Origin of the sequence: Sodalis glossinidius str. 'morsitans', assembly GCF_000010085.1 — a bacterium.
Classification (GTDB): domain Bacteria; phylum Pseudomonadota; class Gammaproteobacteria; order Enterobacterales; family Enterobacteriaceae; genus Sodalis; species Sodalis glossinidius.
Map to the genome: position 1 here is coordinate 2,655,251 of NC_007712.1, position 17,931 is coordinate 2,673,181.

Here is a 17,931-nt window from a genome sequence, read left to right on the forward strand (position 1 = left end):
TCGGCATAACATCGGCATTGGAAATCCCCGCCGGGGTGATTGTAGTTGGCCGCCGCGGGCGGTTTATCCTATGAGAGGGTTTGCCCGTCCAATAAGGCATGATTGTGTCGCACCCGGCTATCTTCCATCGTATGCCAGATGTAATGCGTTATGCCCGCCTGCTGCTGCCGGTATCGCTGCATTTGCCCCGTGAGTTTGCCTGTCTGGTCGCGGGCAATGAGCCGCGCCCGTTTAACTGGCGGGGCGCTCTGTGGGTCAACCATGGGAGCCAGAAGGTCGCTGATGGCTTTTCGCCCGGCCCCCTGCTCCCAGGCACGCATCACGGTTGAATGGACGTTGCCAAGGTATTCCTCAGGTATGGACGTGATGAGCGCGACGTTCTCCGCGATAAATCGTTCGACGAGGTCAGGCGGGGCACCGTCAGGGATTTTCACCTTCAGCGGTACGCCTTTCCTGCTGATACCCCGTGCCAGCGTACGCTCGGTGACACCTTTAGCGAAAGCGTTCGTCTCTGTCACCGTTTGCGGCAATATCAGCGTCGCAGCGTCCATCTCCGGTTTTACCTCATCAGCAATAGCCCGGAGTTTTACCCGTAATACGGCAAAAAAGCCGCTCACCGTGTCCGAAAGGCTGCTGAGTGTCGCATCATTTCTATCATGGTCAACGAGAGGCGGGATATCGGACTTCACGCGCTGAATAACCGCCTTTGCCAATCGTTCCAGCGCTTTTTGGTAACGTTGCTCAATCGCCAAGGGGTAGAACAGCAGTGCAGGTCTAGCCATCACCCACCTCAATCACACCAAGCCGTTTTAAGGTGGCCTGCGCCTGTTCCGGCGTCAGCATGGCGAGCTGTAGAGCCTCCGAGACTTTCGGTTGAGCTGCGCCTTCACGCCTGCACCGACACCGATCAACATTACGCTCTTTGCACTCCTCCATCTGTTGAGGCAGTGGAGAATCATGGAAATAGGGATTGTCGCTGTAGTTGGCCTTCAGGATGATGGCACCTTTGGGTGGATTAACAATGAATCGCTGATACGTATCATCAAGGATGTTTTTGGGATTAAAGGAAATCCACACTTCGGCGTTCTTGTCTCCGCGTATTGAGGGCAATAGGACGTCCCAAGAGTCCTTCGTCACCGCTTCCGCTTCTTCAACCCAGCAGATACCGACACCCTGAGCAGACTTCACTTTTGTGACGTTATTCTTGACGCCTAAAAAGATAAATGTCGTTCCGGTAGCAAGATGGATGATGGTGTTTTTCTGCACCTCAAATTCGGCATTGTAGCCAAGGCGATCAATCGTTTCGCGTAGGAGCTTATGCACCGAGTCACTAATAGATTCCTGTAATTCCCGCGCACAGAGAATGACGGTTTTGGTTCTTCTGGCGACTTCGATAGCAAGCTCAGCGAAAAAGTATGACTTACCTCTTCCTCGCCCACCATAAGCCACTTTGTAAGGGGCTGGCTTGATAAAGGGTCTAAAATGCGGATTAGCCATTTTTAAAAATCTCCGATAGCGGCCTGGTCTCTACCTGAAGTGCGCCGCCGTCTTTACCGGTCAGTTCCTGCTTATCCGAGTAGCCATGATTCGCCAGCATCAACTTCGTGATTGTAGCGTTGAAATCACCGGTCAGGCCTTTGTTTATGAGCCTGTTTTCCTGCAACGTTTTTATGGCTTCTAACGTGCCCGAAAACTCTTCATTTTCTTTGGCATATTCCTGTGCAGTTGAGCGACTGATGCCGAGATAGCAAGCCAATCCTGCAACGCTCGGGACAACATCACCCAGATTTTCATAGTCCCCTAATAAATACGCTTTAGCCTTTTCCAGACTTTGTGCAAGCTCACTCGGGCAACCGACTTTATTTTTTGTTTGTCGTCCCATGTCTTATATCCTCTATCTGCCTCAGCGCGGCTTTATCCTGATTGCATATCTCCAGCGCCAGCAGCAGCTTCTCGTTGAGTATCACGCTGTCGCCCCAGGTCATGTGCTCCGGAATAACAGGAGGTGGACAGTCATCGAGCAGCGTGGCCGGTATCGGCGCGGGCGGGATGGGCAGATATCTTGTCTGTGTGTGCCCGCAGCCCGTTAACAACACTGGCAGGCACAGGCAGACAAGCACCGCGAGCCGACGTAATGGCCTCGCGTATCTGGATAATGCGCGGCTGGAAGTCCTGCACGGCTTGCTGATGTGCATCCTGTGTTGCTCCGGCTATCTGGTTGAACAGTGCTAACACCTGTTCATAGTGGGTAAACTGTGCGCGGGCGACGTCACGCTCGGCGACCATCGATTGGTTGGTCTGTTTTAAACGGGTGATTTCGACGTACTGAACTCTCACCACGATAGCGAGAGCGATAATCGTCGAGAGCATCGCGGCGAGTGTGAGGAGTTTCCAGCGCATCACTTATCCCGCTTTGATTTGCGATTAGCCATAGCAAGCAAAACATCAAGAAGGATTTTGGCCTGCTCCACACTGGCAACGCCAAACGAAATCCGACCACAGCCCAAATCAGCGAAGCCATCATTCAGATAGCGGCATACCGTGGCTTTGTTGAATAAATCAGAACTTGTGACTACGCCCCCCTAGCAGATCGATTGTTATGCGATCCGGATGCTGTTCGGCATTCCTAACAGCGTCATTTTGTTAAGCGCTTTGACCATCGCCATTGCCTCACCTACCCGCGCATCATAGTCACGCAGACTTAGATGATCGCCCATAAGCGTTTTGAACCGGAATATCGCTGTTTCAGCCACTGAGCGTCGATGATAGCCCACTTGCTTTTTCCATACATCGTTACTGCCGCTTAGACGCTGATTCACAACGGCGTAGTTACGCTCATGGTATCGGTCTGGCCAATATTGCGCCCCACCTCGTGGAGGAATAAGAGGCCTTATTTTCTTCCTCAGCAGAGCATCATGACAGTAGCGGGTATCATAAGCGCCATCAGCCAACACTTCCCTGATTTTCCGCTGGGTCTGGTTTATCAGAGCGGGTAGGGCCTGAGCATCCGTCGTACCGCTGAGCGATAAGTCAGCACAGATAATCTCATGCGTTACACTGTCTGCGGCCATATGCAGCTTACGCCACACCCTCCGTCTGTCGGCACCATGCTGTCGGACTTTCCATTCGCCTTCGCCAAAGACCTTCAGGCCGGTTCCGTCAATGACTAGAGGTAAGATTTCACCACGGGTCGGCGTTTTTATGCTGATCTTAACTGTCTTTGCTCGCTTGCTGATCAGCGAGTAGTCTGGGTATCTTAGCGGCAGCACATCAGTTTAAAAATGGTGTCAGAAGCCCTGTAAAGCCCTTAACGAAAGGCCAAACACGCGTTTCATCATCAGACAGTGGTGATAGCCATATCTGCGTAGTGAAGCGGCCGGCCACGCCGTTCAGGCGTTGTTTTTTCCGTCCATGCAACAATTGCCGACTCATCCAGCCATATCGTCAGAGCCTCGCGCTGCTTGAGAGCTTTGTTGTAAGTGGACCAGTTGGTTATTTTAAACTTTTGCTTTGCCATGGAGTGCAGATGTTGAAATGACGGTAGTGATCTGAGCAGACGATCACCTAAAAGTTATATTTATTCAACAAAGCCTCATGGTGTTTCCAGTTGCTGCTTTTCATGTTTTGTCATTGCAACATTCCCTGCGGTGACATGTTACGAAAACACCGCACGCCAATAAGCCTTAAACTTTGAGCGAGTCAGGAAATAGTGAAATCCAAAATCTTTAGCTAATTTTTTTCGTCTTGCCTGAAACTTTCATACAAAACACGATAAATTCGTTCTTCATACAGATATAGCCCTCACAAAAAAGCCGCCTTTTCAGGCGGCTTGGCAGTCAACTGGATATTAGATTATCAGCACGGTTTGAATGAAAAATTATATGGCAATTCTATTTATACAAAATTAACATCTACAACCTGATAAAAAGCATTACCGGTATCAGCAATCTCCCATACACCCAGTATGATATGATATCCTTTTTTATTTGGCATCTTTACTTTATGTATCGTAGGATTATTAGGCATCAAATCATGCTCCCAATAGGGTTGCTTGTCATTTTGAACCATAAAAAAAGGCTCTTTCTCAAATTGAGCACGACTCAATGGTTCATTGGGTTTCCAGTTATCTTTAGTGATAAAATAATTCCAACGTCTTGTTCTATGCACAGCAGTGTATGTCCACGTGAAATCGATAATAGCACCGGATTTTATCTCATTCTTTTCCCAACGATTTTCACCATACTCATCAAGCTTTTCTGCTCCTGCCAGACCAGCACTAGCAATCTTCCCGTCTTCTGGTGGTTTTTGATTGGGGATATCTGTAGGAGCATACTTATCACTAAGGCCAGATTGGATTTCAGGAAAAAACTTACCACTTTCTAATGCGTTTGCCCACCATTGATGCGTTTTTGCCGCACGTGATTCAGGATTAGCTATTTGACCATGCAAAGTTGAAATGTCTGCTTTATTCATAATTAACTCCTTCTTTATTAAAAATAATGTAGGGTCGTGGCTCATGTTTGTGGATACCTGTAGGTTCCACATAAGTAATAACTATCTTTTGATGCTGCAATTGTCTATAAAAAATTTACAGTATTACTCAATCAGGGCAAGAGTATGAATGCTCATTAAGTGAACACATCGGTTAAAAAAACGTCTCAGCGCCCAAAAATCATCTATTAGGATGTTATTTGACCAAAATAAGCATATTTATTAACCAACATCTATTCAAAAAAACATTCACTCCCTAACCCTGATTACTCAATGGAATAAACATGTAATTTTCTTTTATTATTAACAAATCTGTGTCATGACTAGAATGTATCCTGACCATTTTATGTTTTAAGAATATTATACTCAATAAACTTCAAGATGCACGGCAAGATCACGGAAGAGACTTGCTGCCCGTGCTTTCTGCTGGATAACCGGATGCATATTAAAACACGTTAAGTATGTTTGATTATAAAAATCAATACAATGATTAAATATTTATCATTACCTTACACAACAACTCTTGCTCTATTGCCCGCCGATTGACCAGTCCCTTCGATACTTTGCCGCCAACATATTTCCAGCGCCGCATCTCATCACAGGCACCGGCCATGTCTCCGGCGTTCAGCTTTTTCAGTAGCGTAGAGCGCGCAAACGCCCCGTTCCCCACGTTGTAGACGAACGAGGCTAACGCCGCTCTTTGGCTCTCAGTCAGTGGTACGGTAACATTGGCGTCAACGACGGACATTGCGGCTTTCAGGTCGCTATCTAGCAGGGCTTGACATTCAGCAACGGTATAGCGCTTACCGGGGACAATATCGCTACCGGTATGTCCATAACAGACCGACAATACGCCGCCAGAATCCCGATAGGGAGTGTAGTGTACGCTCTCGTGCCATTGAATTAGCACGGTCGCTAATGCAATAACACCGCCTGCTGTGCCTTTTATCAATCGGTTACGCAGCTCGGGATTCATGGGTCGCGTTTCGTCCTGAAACGGTATTCCTTATGCCGGTAAATCCAGTTCAGCAAAAAGGTGGCCAAGGTGCATGCGATACCGGTAATCAATGCCCATTGATTAAGCGACAACGCGCCCAGCAAGCACGTGACAAAGCCCCAGCTGTAGGCAGAGCCGGTAGTAAATTTATCCATTGGAGTTATTGGGGTTATTGCGCCACCGCGTCCGGGATGGCTATCAGTCAGAAAAAAGGCCACGCCGGAGCGTAGCCTTGAAAAATGCGTCAAACACGAATTATGCTTAACTTGAGTTACCAGTACTTATCAGACTGCCTACCCATAACGAAAAGGACATCGCCATGAACAATAAACCGACAGCCCATCAACTTGCTTTTGAATATCTTCGCAGACTATCCGAGGAGCTAAGCCCTGCCGATTACCTGAAAAAGTTTGAACAGCTGGAATCAGAATTCAGTGCATTACTTCACTCTTTAGGTTCCAATGATAAAACCACGGAGCTGTGCGAGTTTCTATCGCGCTTCTGTCCAAAATGCAAAGCTGATAGTCAGCGCTGAAACCTTTAGAAAGCAAAAGCCCCGGCATTAGCCGAGGCCCTATCGCACATCTGCGCAAATTTGATACATATCGTATCATTCATCCCATTAACCCACCAGAAAGCCACAAGACGAGCCAGACGGTGGGGTAGCAGATTGATTACTCTGATCTACAACGAGCCTAGTGCTCTACGGAAGGCACTGAAACGTGCCGAACCTTTGCCCAGATGTTTTTAGAGTGTGGTGAATGCACAGGCTGATGTGCAAGTTGGCGAGGGGGCACAATGGGTGAAAGGCCCATTCTTTGACGGTAGGAAAAAACACGCCTCACGATAACCGTAAAGCCGGAGATCAGCACCGGCCACCACACCACCAAAACCATCTGTTGGAGGTGAACATGCAAGCAACTATCGTTTACGGTAAATCAATCCTGTCGTAAAAGATAATGCGCGTAGCCGTCGGCAAAAACGGCGCAGGGCCGAGGAAGTTGATAATGGCCTTGTAATATCACGCATTGACACGGCATTAGGACTGAAGCCAGAGAAACAGCAATATCCATCCTGATGGGAAAAACTCAGCAAACGCAAACCAGCACCACCGCTAGATTTAAGCACGCTGACCCAGTACCAAGAGCAAATCACCCATTCCGCCCAGAAGCACATACAAGCCAGATATACACATCGCGGGGCGGTTGTAGAATTTGAGGAGGGTTCGTGCTGTTTGGAGAATGTGGCGTTATTCCAAGCGGGGTTTAGAAAGCAGACGGGGATATTTTCAGCGAGGTAATCATTTAACGACCGGAGAATAGTCGATGTCCATAATTTCTATCCTTGGCGGTGACAGCATGTGTTTAACAAACATTACCGCCAACATAAAGTTCGATATTGCTGAATTAAAATACGAAAATCGTGCAACAGTAAGTTGGCCTTAGATAGGCGAAGCTAGCCCGAGAATTGCTAGAGAATTTGCGCGTAAAATTATACATGTGGCTGATGAGATAGAAAATAAGCTTGAGGAAATCAATAGACTCAATCTGTAAGCTCATAGCGTCGTCAACATTACTACGGAGACCACCATGCAAAAGCTCATTGACGAATTCGACCACCTGATAGCGCCGGGGACGATTGTTACTGAAATCATCCTGTCTGGCGCAACCTATGACAACTGGGGCTATACGCTGCAAGAGAATGATAAAGCTGATTTATTCATCGTCATTATCCAAGTTGAATACGGTTTTTTACGAAACATTGGCGAATTCTCCGACCGAGAGGACGCTATCGCTTATGCCGCGAGGATGGTTGAGAAATATCAGGCACCACTTACGGACAATACCCGGAAGTTATTAAACGATTAGGAGCATCAAATAGATTTATGGCAGATGATGTCGATTTAGCCAGCCAACACGAAGAAGCTTTCCGCCAACAACAGATTGCCCATTATCGAGAAGAGGAATTACCCTTCACAGGCCGTTGCTATTATTACGAAGCCCCAACCGAGGGTAATTTCTTCTGCAAAGAATGCGGAAAAGATTGGGAGAAGCGGAAATATTTTGATAGTCAACGGAGGGTTAAATGATGAACGAATTTGATTATGAAGAACTGCTTTTCTCACTCTTTGGTATTAACGACGAGCAACGAGAGGATGACGATTTTGATATTGATAGATGTATACTTCGATAAATTCGATATTAGTTTTGGTGACTTTGTACACGTAGCTTCACAACTGTTACCTCTGACGCCTATCGTGAAATCGCCGCTGTCGAAAACCTGCTACCATGCTTTTATCCATAATGGTACCGCTTTTGTAAAGATGGAGGCCGAGGAGGATTAATTATGATGCAACTTAACAAGCCTCGTATAACGACCTTCAACCATCCAAATTTCGGTGAGATGGTCGCCGTATCCATACGACGACCAAGAGACAATGATATATAAATCAACCATTGGCTATCTGATGGAGGAAAATAAGCGGCTTAAGAAGCAGGTGCACAAATTGAAACGGGTTACGTAATTGGTGGGTTGTGCAGGGCTCGAACCTGCGACCGATAGATTAAGAGTCCACTGCCAACTGAGCTAACAACCCCAACAGTTACATTTTAAGAATAGCAGCAATAATGCTGACACCAGCCGCCACCATTAACCCAAGTCGGATGGTCATCTGCATGCTAAGTTTATCAAACCCCGCAGCCATATCCTTACGGACATCGGCTATCTGCGCGTCGGTCTTCTCGAAGCGGGCTTGCATCTGAGCGTCGGTCTTCTCGAAGCGGGCGTCGATTTCTTTATGCACGTCCTCAAGGTCACGCTTGACGGCTGTAACTTCAGATAAAACGTCTTTTTTGGCATCGTCAAGATCACGCTTGGTAGCAACATCAACTACCTCGTGCGATTCACGAACTGCAAGCGAAATTGCCTTAGCCTGATCTTTAGGCAAGCCAGCAGTTTCTAGTGTTTCAACGAATTTCAATGTATCGAACGCAACTTGACCCATATGAGGAATCCTCCTCTTTTGAGCAAGTGTAACCCAGCAATCTTATTGACGGAAGATCAACTCATGCGCTATAGTCAATCTGCAAATTCAGGTGCCGGGTTTCGTAGCCCGCCGAGATTGTCGCGACAAAATGACACGCAGCGTGTTTTTTTACGTCACAATCCAGCTAAATCTCTATGGTGGACTGGATGGGGCAGCCGAAAGACTGGCCGGTTGGTTGTATCCGGTAACGCTAACTCCATTCATTTCACCACCAATCAGAGGTTAGCGTCTCTTGGTGGTGAGTAGTTCAAATACAACCATCGGAGGCTATCATGGCCCTTCCAGCATTAGCAGGAAACTTGCACATTGAAGAACCTCGCGTATTTATCAACAATGGTAAAGCTCTAACCACGTCTAGAGACGTTGCTGATTACTTTAGCAAGCGTCACGAAAGGGTTTTAGATAAAATCAAAAACCTTGATTGTTAAGCGATTTTTAACCAGCACAATTTTGTGCTAGTTGATTACGTCGATGCAAAAGGCGAAAAACGCCCGATGTTTGAAATGACCAAAGACGGCTTCGTCTTCATCGTCATGGGCTTCACCGGCAAAAAGGCAGCAGCGTTCAAGGAAGCTTACATAGCGGAATTTAACCGCATGGAGCCAGAGCTTTACTCGATACCGAAATACAAACCCCAAGCCACCGAACTGTTCAACGATGATGATACCCGTTGTCTGACCCATCTGGTCTGGAGCATGGCAAATGGCTTCCACTTCGACCGGGCATGGAGTAACGCCATCTGGTACGCTCTGCGCCGCGTAACGGGCGTACCCTCCCCTCAGCACTTTGAAATCCGGCAACTCCCCCTGCTGGCCGAAGAGTGCCGCCGTATCTACGGCATTACCAACCAGAAAGAGGCCATCTTCGACGCCGAGAAGCAGACCATGCGTCGCATCCTACGTCATCGTGAAGTATGAAGCTATATCGTGCTTGCTGGAATGCAGCGGATGCTCGAAGAAAGCTCTCAGCAGCATTACGGCGTCATGACCCACGCACTCGAAAAATGGCAACAGGCGAACGTTAACCAGTTCCTGCAACGCCACTAATCACTCATCCTACCCCGGTAACGTGCCGGGGTTCCATTAATCACATTGACTTGTGAGGTGTATCTATATGCAAAATTTAACCATTGCACAAACATTAACCATGTCCAGCCGCGAGATTGCGGAGCTTGTCGGTAAACGACACGACCATGTTATCCGTGACGTATGGGAGATGCTTGAGCAGCTTTATCAGATAGAAAAAGATGCCCCAAATTTTGGTAATCATAAAAATCAATATGTTACGATAATTGAAGGTGTAATCGTTGCTATTGATGGGCGCGGCTATGTTGCCTAGTTCCTTCTCGACCGCCGTCATACAGAAATCCTCATCACAGGCTACGACGTAAAACGCCGTGCTGCCGTCATTGATCGCTGGTTCGCTCTTGAGTCTGGTAAAGCACAGGCAATCACCGAAGCCCCTGCATTGCCGGAAAATTACATTTCTGCGCTGGAAACTCTGCTGGAATCGAAAAAGAGTGAAGCCAAGCTGGCATTGGTCAATAAGAAACAAGAAAGAGCGTAATTTCCTCTACGACGGACAGAAAGAGGAAAACAAACCTTATGAGTGGCGTGTAAAGGCTTATGCACGCGACAAATACTTTACTGAAAAAATTGCCACCGTTAACACCGAAAAAGGCAAGAAGAAATTTTATGAGGTCATTCTTTTAAAAGAAGGCGCTAAATGGCTTTATCGCCACTACCTCAAAGGCGAGCTTCCGATGAAGAAAAGCTGGAACGGCGAATTCACTCATGACAAATATCTTCAGGCCGCATAAGGACAAACACCATGACCAAAATCATTGCCTACAAAGGTTTTAACGCCGATCTGACTTGCCGTGGTTATCAGTTCGAGATCGGGAAAACCTACCAGCACGAGCGCGCGGTAGAAGTTTGCAGTTCAGGTTTTCACGCCTGCAAATCATCGTTTTGCCGAGGTTGAAGTATTCGGCGATATCGCCCATGAAGCGGGAGGCAACAAACTCGCCAGTAGCACAATTACCATCAAGAAGGCGCTGTCCCTCCACCAAATGGTTGGCCGCGCCGTCGAGTGCATAGCGAGTAAAATTGATAAGTCCGCAGAACAAACGATCATTGAAGGCGACGGGTCCGCCGCAGACGTTAGCGGCGTCGGATCGGTTGCCGAGTCTCTCGGCGCGCAGGGTAAGGCCAAAGCCTCTGAGCATGGCGCAATTGTACTGTGCTACCGCAATGATGAGGGCGACATTATCCACATCCGCGCCAGCAAGATTGGCGACAACGGCGTGAAACCGGATACCTGGTATGTGCTTAATGCAAACGGCGCGTTTGAAAAGGTCGATGATTGATCGCCGGGGGAGTCATGCACGACGCCTTGTAGTGCGTTCCTTTAAACCAACATTTCCTGTTAAACCTAGCGCCCATTCAATATTTATAAGAGGTCATCATGCGAATTTACATTGCCGGCCCAATGACCGGAAAACCCGATTTCAACCGGACAGCTTTTTCCCTGGCCGCTGTCCGGCTATCCGCTCAGGGCGCTATTCCGCTCAATCCCGCCATGCTACCTGATGGTCTTTCCGAGGCTGATTACATGCGCATCGGCCTGACCATGTTGCAATGCGCCGACGGGATTTACCTGCTGGACGGCTGGCAGGACAGCGCAGGTGCCTGTGCTGAAGTAGCATTGGCTAAAAAGTTGGGTCTGGCCTTCCGCTTTCAGACAGCGCCGGCGGCCATGAAGGGGCGACCCGATGTCTGATATTATCGATATTGCCAGCGAGCGGGAGGCGTTGTTCCGTGAACGCGCGATTGCTGAAGCAAGACGACGTTACCGTCCGATCCCGATCACTGGCCGCTGCTACCATTGTGAAGAGAAAACGCCTGGTAATTTTTGCTGTTTTGCTGCCCAGAATGCCGGGATGATTGGGAGAAGCACCAGTATGCCGAGCGTCAACGCGGGTATTTTTAGTCATCCTGTTTACCTCTCTCTGGGAGTTTAGTCTCTAGGATTCGCGGGGCGATATTCTCCGGGTGCGGGCGGTAAAAAGTCCGCTAGCGCCACAACGTGGCGCTCAATGGAAATGGGTCAGGCTCTGGCGATGATGTTGCGTGTTGTACGCTTATATTGTACATTTAAGGAGTACATCAAAGGAGGTTATATGCGGACCTATACCACATCTCAGGCCCGGCAAAATATTGCAGAGGTAATGGAAGCGGCTACGGCTGGTGAGCCTGTAGAAATAACCCGCCGCGATGGCTCTGCCGCCGTACTTATCAGCCGCGATGATTTCAACACGTGGCAGGAAACAAAGCTGGATGCTGAATTTGCCGAAATTATGGGGCGGCACGGTTGCACTATTAAGGCGCTGGCCGACAGATGAAATGGATCAGCGCCCAGGAGGTGATAGCGTTTCATGATCGCCTACTTGCAGCTTTGCCGGGCGTGCAGAGGATGCCAGAACCGGGAAGAGCAGAGGCGATCATTTATCGTGTTCAGAACCAGCTGTACTATGAAGGCACTGAGGATATTCACGAACTCTCTGCGATGTATCTTGTCGCTATTTCGCGTGGCCATATCTTCAATGACGGCAATAAGCGAACCGCCTTTTTCGTTGCGATGGCTTTTTTAAAGCGCAATGGCATTGATGTCCGTGATGAAGGTGACGAACTGGAAGAACTGACGGTATCTGCAGCGATGGGTTCAGTAAGCAGCGGTGATGTTGCTGCTGTTTTGCGCCGACTATCCATCAATCCCCACTGATCTGGGAAGCTGCCTTTTGAGTGCGGCTTTTCTTCATTCCATGCCTTCTTTCTCTGTTGCACAATTTTGCACGATTTTTTTACTGCGATTTTTCCCCTTTTCGCCCCGTGCGGGCGCGGGCTGGGCCGGGATCGGCCTCTGCACAAAAAACGAAGCGTTGCTTGCGCGCAGGTGACGAGGGGCAGCCCGCAAAACGGGGTGCCTGAGGCCATGCGTTGACGCGCCATTATTCGCCGTCTGGCGGCCCCCTGTGAGTCTATGAGGCTGGTGTGGGAGGTAAAAGGGTGTCGCGTTGCGCCCGTCAGCATGGCGCTCAGGCAGTGATAGCGGGTAGTGATGCACAGGTCGTCAGTGACGGGGGATGCTCTGTGATAGGCCGCGCCGGGCAGCGCGGCAAGGGAATGTATCAGCAAGTTTTTGAATGCGCCCTTTCCCCGAGAGTCCGCCAGCGTTTTTTTCACGACCGCCATACTTTCAAGGTCAACCTGGGTGGCACCCACGTAGATAATGCACCCGGCATGGGAGCCGTTGTCGTAATAGAGCTTGCGAAACCTATCCGCCGAGTGGGACAGGCTGGCGGAGAGTAACGCCCCCAGGTATTCCGGCATGCCGTAAATCTCCTGGCTGATATCGGGATTCAGCACATGGCAAACGCTGCCTGTTCTGAAAAGGTGCTCGTCCTGCCATTGCCGAACGAGCCAGTAGGTATCCAGATCGTTACCACGCCGGACATAGCGGGCGGGGGGCATGCCGTAACGTCAGGGGGCTGCCGAGTTGATTGCGTCGCAGTTCCAGGTAAACATTCCCGAAAACGAACCAGTCCAGCGCCAGTGCGGAGAAGGTTTGGCGGGACAGTAAAGGATGGGGCATAAAGCAGCCCGTCAACACGTTACGCTTGAAGTACAGCGCTGACTGATGCCATGATGTCTGCCGGGATGCCTTCGCTAGTCCGCCCCAGTCAATGGGCGTCTCGTAATACCGGCCATTGTCCGCGCAAGCCATGTTATCCAGCAGATCGTAATCTTCCGCCAGATAAGGGCCGTCAAAACTAAAAGCGCTCAATGCGGGATCCCTTTTTAGCGCGCCGGCGAGATTAGGATGTCTGCCTGTGGTCGGCGAATTTTTTTTCTGTTTTTCTTCATCAGAACTCTATGGCGAATCCACCGCCGTCGCCTTTTTCCTGGCCCAGCGGTTCGTTAATAATGGCCAGCATGGTGGCCCAGGCCAGATCGCCATGACTCACGCCGCGCGCGCGATCGGTGTCATAGGTGATAAACCCGCCCGGCGTTTTTACCTTGCGCACGGCATTAAAGGCGTTAACCAGGGCGCGCTCACTGCGATCATACTCCCAGCGCCCAGCGCGTATAATCTGCAACATCTTCAGCACCAGGGCGCACTTGGACGACAGCGACAGGGTGTAGGGCATCGCCATCGGAAAGAATGTCTTCACTAGCTGGTAAACGGCCTCGCCGTTGCCGCCCGTCACGTCACGTCACGTCACGTCACGTCAATATGCTGTACGTGATACTTGAGGGTGAAGTTTTCGATAACCTTTGCCTTCGCTTCAAACTCCAGCCCGCGCACCTGCTCCGTTTCCACCGTGCGGAACTTGCCGCCGGCCACCAGGGGCGGCACCACCACGGATACCGCACCGCTATCGCCGTTGCCACTGCTGCCATTGGCATCGTAGCCCAGCCATACCGGGCGGTTGCCCATGGGGCGTGAGGCGAACGGCTTCCAGTCTGGCCACTCGTCGTAGCCGTCCGTCCCGCTGCTTATCAACGCGTTAAAATTAAAGGCGGATTCGCCATCGCGGACGAACTCGCACAGGTAAAGATTGCGAAATTCATCCTCGCTGTTTTCCTCCTGGATGTTGGCAAGACGGGTATATTCCCAGCCGCGATCAATAACGTCCTTCAGAGTAACAATCTGGCGCCAGGTTTTGTCCGGGCAAACTAACCCGCTATTGAGCGCCTTCCACGACACATCGAAGGCCTTGCGCTGCGCCCTGGGGCGCTTCGCGTTCCAGCGTTCGCCGGTCCAGAACAGGTAAGCCTCGTGTGTTTCGGCTGACGGCGTGGAAAAATAGGTGCGCGTCAATCCTGTTAGCGTTGCCATGGCTGCCGCCACCTTGCGCAGGTTGGTAAAGTTGCTGACCCAGAAAAATTCATCAAAATAGAGGTGGCCCGTGTACGACTGCGCCGTCGCCGCCGACGTCCCCAGAACAGCTCGCGGCCCCGTTCGAGAGGATGATGCAGTCCCCCCCTTTCAGGTCAACGTCCACCGCCTGCGCCGCTTTCTGGATCGTGTTTTTGAACTGGTACGCCTGACGCCGCGAAGCTGACAAAAAAATCGGCGTTGCCAGGGGTGTGTCACCTCGGTCTCCAGTGCCCGCAGCAGGGCTTCCTGCACGAAATACCAGGTCGCGCCGATCTGGCGTGACTTCAGTATTATGCGGTTGCGACAGTCTTCTTGCCGACACACCTCAAGGGAATCAAGCTAGGTCCGCTGGTGTGGGGCGAGCGAGTCCATGATGTTGACCCGCAGCGCAGTAATATGCGCCTCGCTGAAGTGGTTTTTCAGCTTGCGCTGGCGGGGCTTTTTGGCGGCTTCAGCCTCTGCCCGTGGTCCGTCCGACAGTTTTTTCAGTTGCCGTGTCAACAGGTCAATTTCCTTGAAATCTCCGCCGGTTTTATCCTGCTTGCCCGTCAGCTGGACAAGGCGGGCGTCAATGGACTGGCGCACACGCTGGACAGGCGACGCGTTATCCCATGCGTCGCGTTTTTTCCAGGCGTAAAGGGTGTTTTGATTGATGCCCATCAGGCGCGATATTGCCGCCGGCGGATAACCCTGCCAGTAAAGTTGTTTTGCCCGCTGGCGTATAAAAGCGTCCTGTATCATCGGTCCTCCCCGTTCATGACAGGCAGATTACCGCGCACACGCGGGCGCTGGCGCCCCCTTTCAGGTCTGGCCCGTCTCCGACAACAACGCCGCATTGAGGCGGCATTCAACGCTTGCCATCATTGGCAGACAGCACATCACTTAACAGGAATACCGACATGGCCAGCGCCTCTAAATCCGCTCGCAAAAAATTCCGCGTCGCCGTCTCCGGGGGCACCGTTGACGGGCGAGAAATCAGACCTGATCACCTCCGTGACGCCGCCGCCCATTACAGCCCGGACGTCTATGGTGCCCGCGTCAACGTGGAACACTACCTTTCGCCGGTCCCCGGCAGCGATTTCGAAGCCATGGAGGATGTGACGGCGTTAAGTACCGAAGAGATAAGCGAAGGGCCGCTCGCGGGACGTACCGCCCTTTATGCTGAAATCGCCCCCTCCAAGCACATGAAACAGCTCACCGAGGAGGGCAAAAAAATCTATTCTAGCATTGAGCTGCATCCACAGTTTGCCCTTAACGGCAAGGCGGATGTGGTCGGGCTGGCGATGACGGACACCCCGGCGAGTCTGGGTACCGAGCGCCTGAATTTTGCCGCGCAGCAGCGGGCGCAGGTGATGACCTTTATAACCAGCTGGGCGACACGCCGCTGTTTACCGATGCCATCGAGGCGGAATTCATCGAACTGGCAGAACGGCGCAGTGATGAGGGCAAGCAGTGGTTTGGCCGCATTATGGCGATGATTAGCGCAGGCCGGCACAGCGACACGGCGCAGTTCAGCCAGGTGCGCGATGCCGTTGAGCAGGTTGCTCAGTCTCACGCCGATCTGGTTGACCGCGTGGCCGCGCTGGAAAAGCGCTTTGCGGTCGATCCGGCCGTCCAGCAGCGTCTGGAAAACGCCCAGATGTTGAGCAGTGATCTGCTGCAAAAAATCAACGTGATCGGGGTAAAAGAGCAGGAAGGCGAAAAAGTGCTCATCAGCACCACCGGCCCGATTGCCCGCACCAACAGCACCAATGACGGTACCCACCGCCGTAACCCGGCCACCGTGCATGATCTGGAAGCACAGTGCTACCGCTGCGACCAGGTGAACTATGACACCGCCATTGGCTATCCCCAGCTGGATGCGTGGGCGGGGCATGCCGATTTTCAGTCGCGGATCAATCAGCAGATCAGCCGCCAGAAGGCACCGCAGTGCGTGATGTCACCATTTCTACGCGCGACATGACCAACAAGGTGGTAGAAGAAGGCAAATACAGTAACCCGGAGAAAAAGCGGCAGATAGCCTTTACTCCGCTGATTAATAAAGACGACACCGCAGATATTCTGTTTGAGATGCCGATAAGCGAGCGCGTGAAGGTGACGCTGGATGACACGGCATTCCCCGTGCCGAGCATCTGCCTGAGCCGCGTCCACGCCTTCACGTCAGGCAAAGCGGCTGGGGTGACCTCTTTGAAGACGCATCGCGGGAGGCGACTGCATGAGCGACGATCGTTTGCGTACGCTGGACGGTATTTTTCGCGACATCCTGAACGCCGCCTCGCCATCCGGCCAGACGCGCACCACACGCTCCATCGGCCAGTCCTTGCGGCGCAGTCAGCAGCAGCGCATCAAAGCCCAGAAAAATCCCGATGGCTCGCCGCCGCAAGGTGCTGCGCGCCCAGCAAGGGGTGGTGTTTGTCTGGCAGGGGGAGATCCGGCGCCTGAAGAACGGGCACGGCGCGCGGGGCCAATACGGGCGCACCATTACCGGCTTTGATGAAGATCGCAACGATATCCGCACCTTTTACCGCCGCGATATTGAGCGCTACATCGCGATTAACACTCAGTCGGTACGCCGCAGTACCACAAAGAAGGCGCCCCTGTTTCAACGGTTGCGTCGTTATCGCTTTCTCAGGATGCGCGCCGATGCCGGGGGGGGCTAGCGGGGGCTTTGATGGGATGGCCGCACGTATCGCCCGTGTGCATCAGTTCGGCCAGCGTGACCAGGTTGGGCCAGGCACTTTCACGCACTATCCGGTGTGTGAACTGCTGGGCTTCACGTCAGCAGATGAACAACACATCACCGGGCAGGTGATTAACAGCCTGGGGAGGTTAGCACGGTGAACGCTGAACTGATCCGTCTGCTGGAAAACCTGCTTCGTGTCGGCGTGGTGGTGCAGTAGATGAAAAAAGCGCCCGTGTACACGTGCAAAGCGGCGATCTGCTGACCGACTGGTTACGCTGGAGCACCCTGCGCGCGGGCGCGTTCACGCTCTGGGCACCGCCTTGCATGGGTGAGCAGGTCTGGTTGGGGTGCCTGGGCGGCAATACTGAAACAGCGGTCATTATCGGCAGCCTATATAGCCGCGATCACCCGGCTCCGGGTAGCAGCCTGAAGTACATCATATTGACCGCGCCAGATGGTGCGCGTTTTAGCTATGACGCTGACGCCGGCGCGCTGCACGCGCAGGGCATGAAAACCGCACACATCGTCGCCGAGACCCGCGTAACGCTCGAAACGGCCGTGGTGGAATGCACGGCGCATCTGAAGGCGCGCACGTTTGAACTGACGGCAGGCGGCACAATGAAAGGCGACATTGTGCATTCTGACAGCGCGCTGTCCTCTCACGGGGTGACGCTGCATACGCATGTGCAGGGCGGCGCCGGCAACACCGGGGGGCCGACATGACCGTTCGCTATACCGGCATGAACCCGGACAGCACTGGGTTGCTTACCG

The 17,931-nt window shown here is 51.6% G+C and carries 19 protein-coding genes, 1 tRNA gene and 8 pseudogenes; 15 read left to right on the forward strand and 13 right to left on the reverse strand.

Annotated elements, in window-relative coordinates:
* Positions 1 to 68: 68 nt before the first annotated feature.
* The 9 genes and pseudogenes from SGP1_RS24415 to SGP1_RS14060 form a co-directional block, all read right to left on the reverse strand.
* The gene (locus SGP1_RS24415; protein ID WP_050747693.1) at positions 69 to 782 is read right to left on the reverse strand and encodes a phage minor head protein; all 714 of its coding nucleotides are present in this window, start codon (positions 780 to 782) and stop codon (positions 69 to 71) included.
* A gap of 130 nt (positions 783 to 912) precedes the next feature.
* A pseudogene (locus SGP1_RS14025) lies at positions 913 to 1,497 on the reverse strand (PBSX family phage terminase large subunit); the annotation flags it as partial.
* The gene (locus SGP1_RS14030; RefSeq protein WP_011411377.1) at positions 1,490 to 1,882 is read right to left on the reverse strand and encodes a DNA-packaging protein; all 393 of its coding nucleotides are present in this window, start codon (positions 1,880 to 1,882) and stop codon (positions 1,490 to 1,492) included. The gene SGP1_RS14030 and the pseudogene SGP1_RS14025, both read right to left, overlap by 8 nt.
* On the reverse strand, positions 1,860 to 2,120 hold the full coding sequence (gene lysC, locus SGP1_RS36555; RefSeq protein WP_083764824.1) for an Rz1-like lysis system protein LysC: 261 nt from the start codon (positions 2,118 to 2,120) through the stop codon (positions 1,860 to 1,862). The genes SGP1_RS14030 and lysC overlap by 23 nt, the downstream gene beginning before the upstream one ends.
* A complete protein-coding gene (locus tag SGP1_RS14040; protein ID WP_011411378.1) occupies positions 2,014 to 2,403 on the reverse strand; it encodes a hypothetical protein in 390 nt (129 codons plus the stop codon). Before SGP1_RS14040 ends, lysC begins: the two co-directional genes overlap by 107 nt.
* A gap of 194 nt (positions 2,404 to 2,597) precedes the next feature.
* A pseudogene (locus tag SGP1_RS14045) lies at positions 2,598 to 3,517 on the reverse strand (IS5 family transposase).
* A gap of 377 nt (positions 3,518 to 3,894) precedes the next feature.
* Entirely contained in the window at positions 3,895 to 4,473 is a 579-nt protein-coding gene (locus SGP1_RS14050; RefSeq protein ID WP_041867577.1) for a lytic polysaccharide monooxygenase auxiliary activity family 9 protein, read from the reverse strand.
* Between the two features lie 508 nt (positions 4,474 to 4,981).
* The gene (locus SGP1_RS14055) at positions 4,982 to 5,467 is read right to left on the reverse strand and encodes a lysozyme (protein ID WP_011411379.1); all 486 of its coding nucleotides are present in this window, start codon (positions 5,465 to 5,467) and stop codon (positions 4,982 to 4,984) included.
* Positions 5,464 to 5,643 (reverse strand): phage holin family protein, encoded by a 180-nt coding sequence (locus tag SGP1_RS14060; protein ID WP_041867027.1) that lies wholly within the window; start codon positions 5,641 to 5,643, stop codon positions 5,464 to 5,466. Before SGP1_RS14060 ends, SGP1_RS14055 begins: the two co-directional genes overlap by 4 nt.
* Before the next feature lie 164 nt (positions 5,644 to 5,807).
* Between SGP1_RS14060 and SGP1_RS27700 the strand changes: the two genes are divergently transcribed.
* The 3 genes from SGP1_RS27700 (at position 5,808) to SGP1_RS14070 (ending at position 7,577) form a co-directional block, all read left to right on the forward strand.
* Positions 5,808 to 6,023 (forward strand): YdiH family protein, encoded by a 216-nt coding sequence (locus SGP1_RS27700; RefSeq protein WP_083764826.1) that lies wholly within the window; start codon positions 5,808 to 5,810, stop codon positions 6,021 to 6,023.
* A 1,054-nt stretch (positions 6,024 to 7,077) separates the two neighbouring features.
* Positions 7,078 to 7,356 (forward strand): hypothetical protein, encoded by a 279-nt coding sequence (locus tag SGP1_RS14065; protein WP_041867028.1) that lies wholly within the window; start codon positions 7,078 to 7,080, stop codon positions 7,354 to 7,356.
* Positions 7,357 to 7,373: 17 nt separating this feature from the next.
* Positions 7,374 to 7,577: a hypothetical protein gene (locus SGP1_RS14070; protein WP_041867029.1), complete on the forward strand. Its 204-nt coding sequence runs from the start codon at positions 7,374 to 7,376 to the stop codon at positions 7,575 to 7,577.
* A gap of 436 nt (positions 7,578 to 8,013) precedes the next feature.
* Here SGP1_RS14070 and SGP1_RS14080 read toward each other — a convergent pair.
* Positions 8,014 to 8,084, reverse strand: a tRNA-Lys gene (locus SGP1_RS14080).
* A gap of 6 nt (positions 8,085 to 8,090) precedes the next feature.
* On the reverse strand, positions 8,091 to 8,492 hold the full coding sequence (locus SGP1_RS14085) for a DUF1640 domain-containing protein (RefSeq protein WP_011411380.1): 402 nt from the start codon (positions 8,490 to 8,492) through the stop codon (positions 8,091 to 8,093).
* A gap of 494 nt (positions 8,493 to 8,986) precedes the next feature.
* Between SGP1_RS14085 and SGP1_RS35725 the strand changes: the two genes are divergently transcribed.
* From SGP1_RS35725 to SGP1_RS14120, 9 genes and pseudogenes are all read left to right on the forward strand, one after another.
* On the forward strand, positions 8,987 to 9,451 hold the full coding sequence (locus tag SGP1_RS35725; protein ID WP_341532816.1) for a Rha family transcriptional regulator: 465 nt from the start codon (positions 8,987 to 8,989) through the stop codon (positions 9,449 to 9,451).
* Between the two features lie 196 nt (positions 9,452 to 9,647).
* Positions 9,648 to 9,872, forward strand: a complete 225-nt coding sequence (locus SGP1_RS33770; protein WP_243466028.1) for a Rha family transcriptional regulator — start codon at positions 9,648 to 9,650, stop codon at positions 9,870 to 9,872.
* A gap of 88 nt (positions 9,873 to 9,960) precedes the next feature.
* Positions 9,961 to 10,353 carry a hypothetical protein gene (locus SGP1_RS33775; protein WP_243466029.1) on the forward strand — a complete coding sequence of 131 codons (393 nt, stop codon included), beginning with the start codon at positions 9,961 to 9,963 and terminating at the stop codon, positions 10,351 to 10,353.
* An 11-nt stretch (positions 10,354 to 10,364) separates the two neighbouring features.
* Positions 10,365 to 10,551, forward strand: a pseudogene (locus tag SGP1_RS35730) (DUF7666 domain-containing protein); the annotation flags it as partial.
* A 54-nt stretch (positions 10,552 to 10,605) separates the two neighbouring features.
* Positions 10,606 to 10,902, forward strand: a complete 297-nt coding sequence (locus SGP1_RS35735; RefSeq protein WP_341532818.1) for a hypothetical protein — start codon at positions 10,606 to 10,608, stop codon at positions 10,900 to 10,902.
* Positions 10,903 to 11,000: 98 nt separating this feature from the next.
* Positions 11,001 to 11,315: a DUF4406 domain-containing protein gene (locus tag SGP1_RS14110; protein WP_011411381.1), complete on the forward strand. Its 315-nt coding sequence runs from the start codon at positions 11,001 to 11,003 to the stop codon at positions 11,313 to 11,315.
* On the forward strand, positions 11,308 to 11,556 hold the full coding sequence (locus SGP1_RS29905) for a hypothetical protein (RefSeq protein WP_148203520.1): 249 nt from the start codon (positions 11,308 to 11,310) through the stop codon (positions 11,554 to 11,556). The genes SGP1_RS14110 and SGP1_RS29905 overlap by 8 nt, the downstream gene beginning before the upstream one ends.
* Before the next feature lie 159 nt (positions 11,557 to 11,715).
* Entirely contained in the window at positions 11,716 to 11,937 is a 222-nt protein-coding gene (locus SGP1_RS14115) for a type II toxin-antitoxin system Phd/YefM family antitoxin (RefSeq protein WP_041867580.1), read from the forward strand.
* Positions 11,934 to 12,317, forward strand: coding sequence for a type II toxin-antitoxin system death-on-curing family toxin (locus tag SGP1_RS14120; protein WP_011411382.1), 384 nt, complete (start codon positions 11,934 to 11,936; stop codon positions 12,315 to 12,317). The genes SGP1_RS14115 and SGP1_RS14120 overlap by 4 nt, the downstream gene beginning before the upstream one ends.
* A 398-nt stretch (positions 12,318 to 12,715) precedes the next feature.
* Here the strand turns inward: SGP1_RS14120 and SGP1_RS33780 are convergent.
* Positions 12,716 to 13,379 (reverse strand): annotated as a pseudogene (locus tag SGP1_RS33780) (phage portal protein); the annotation flags it as partial.
* Positions 13,380 to 13,458: 79 nt separating this feature from the next.
* A pseudogene (locus SGP1_RS33785) lies at positions 13,459 to 15,218 on the reverse strand (terminase large subunit domain-containing protein).
* 158 nt (positions 15,219 to 15,376) lie between these two features.
* Between SGP1_RS33785 and SGP1_RS33790 the strand changes: the two are divergent.
* The 3 pseudogenes from SGP1_RS33790 (at position 15,377) to SGP1_RS14165 (ending at position 17,883) form a co-directional block, all read left to right on the forward strand.
* Positions 15,377 to 16,440, forward strand: a pseudogene (locus SGP1_RS33790) (GPO family capsid scaffolding protein).
* Positions 16,441 to 16,692: 252 nt separating this feature from the next.
* Positions 16,693 to 17,318, forward strand: a pseudogene (locus SGP1_RS27715) (phage virion morphogenesis protein).
* Positions 17,315 to 17,883, forward strand: a pseudogene (locus tag SGP1_RS14165) (phage baseplate assembly protein V). The pseudogenes SGP1_RS27715 and SGP1_RS14165 overlap by 4 nt, the downstream one beginning before the upstream one ends.
* Positions 17,884 to 17,931: the final 48 nt, after the last annotated feature.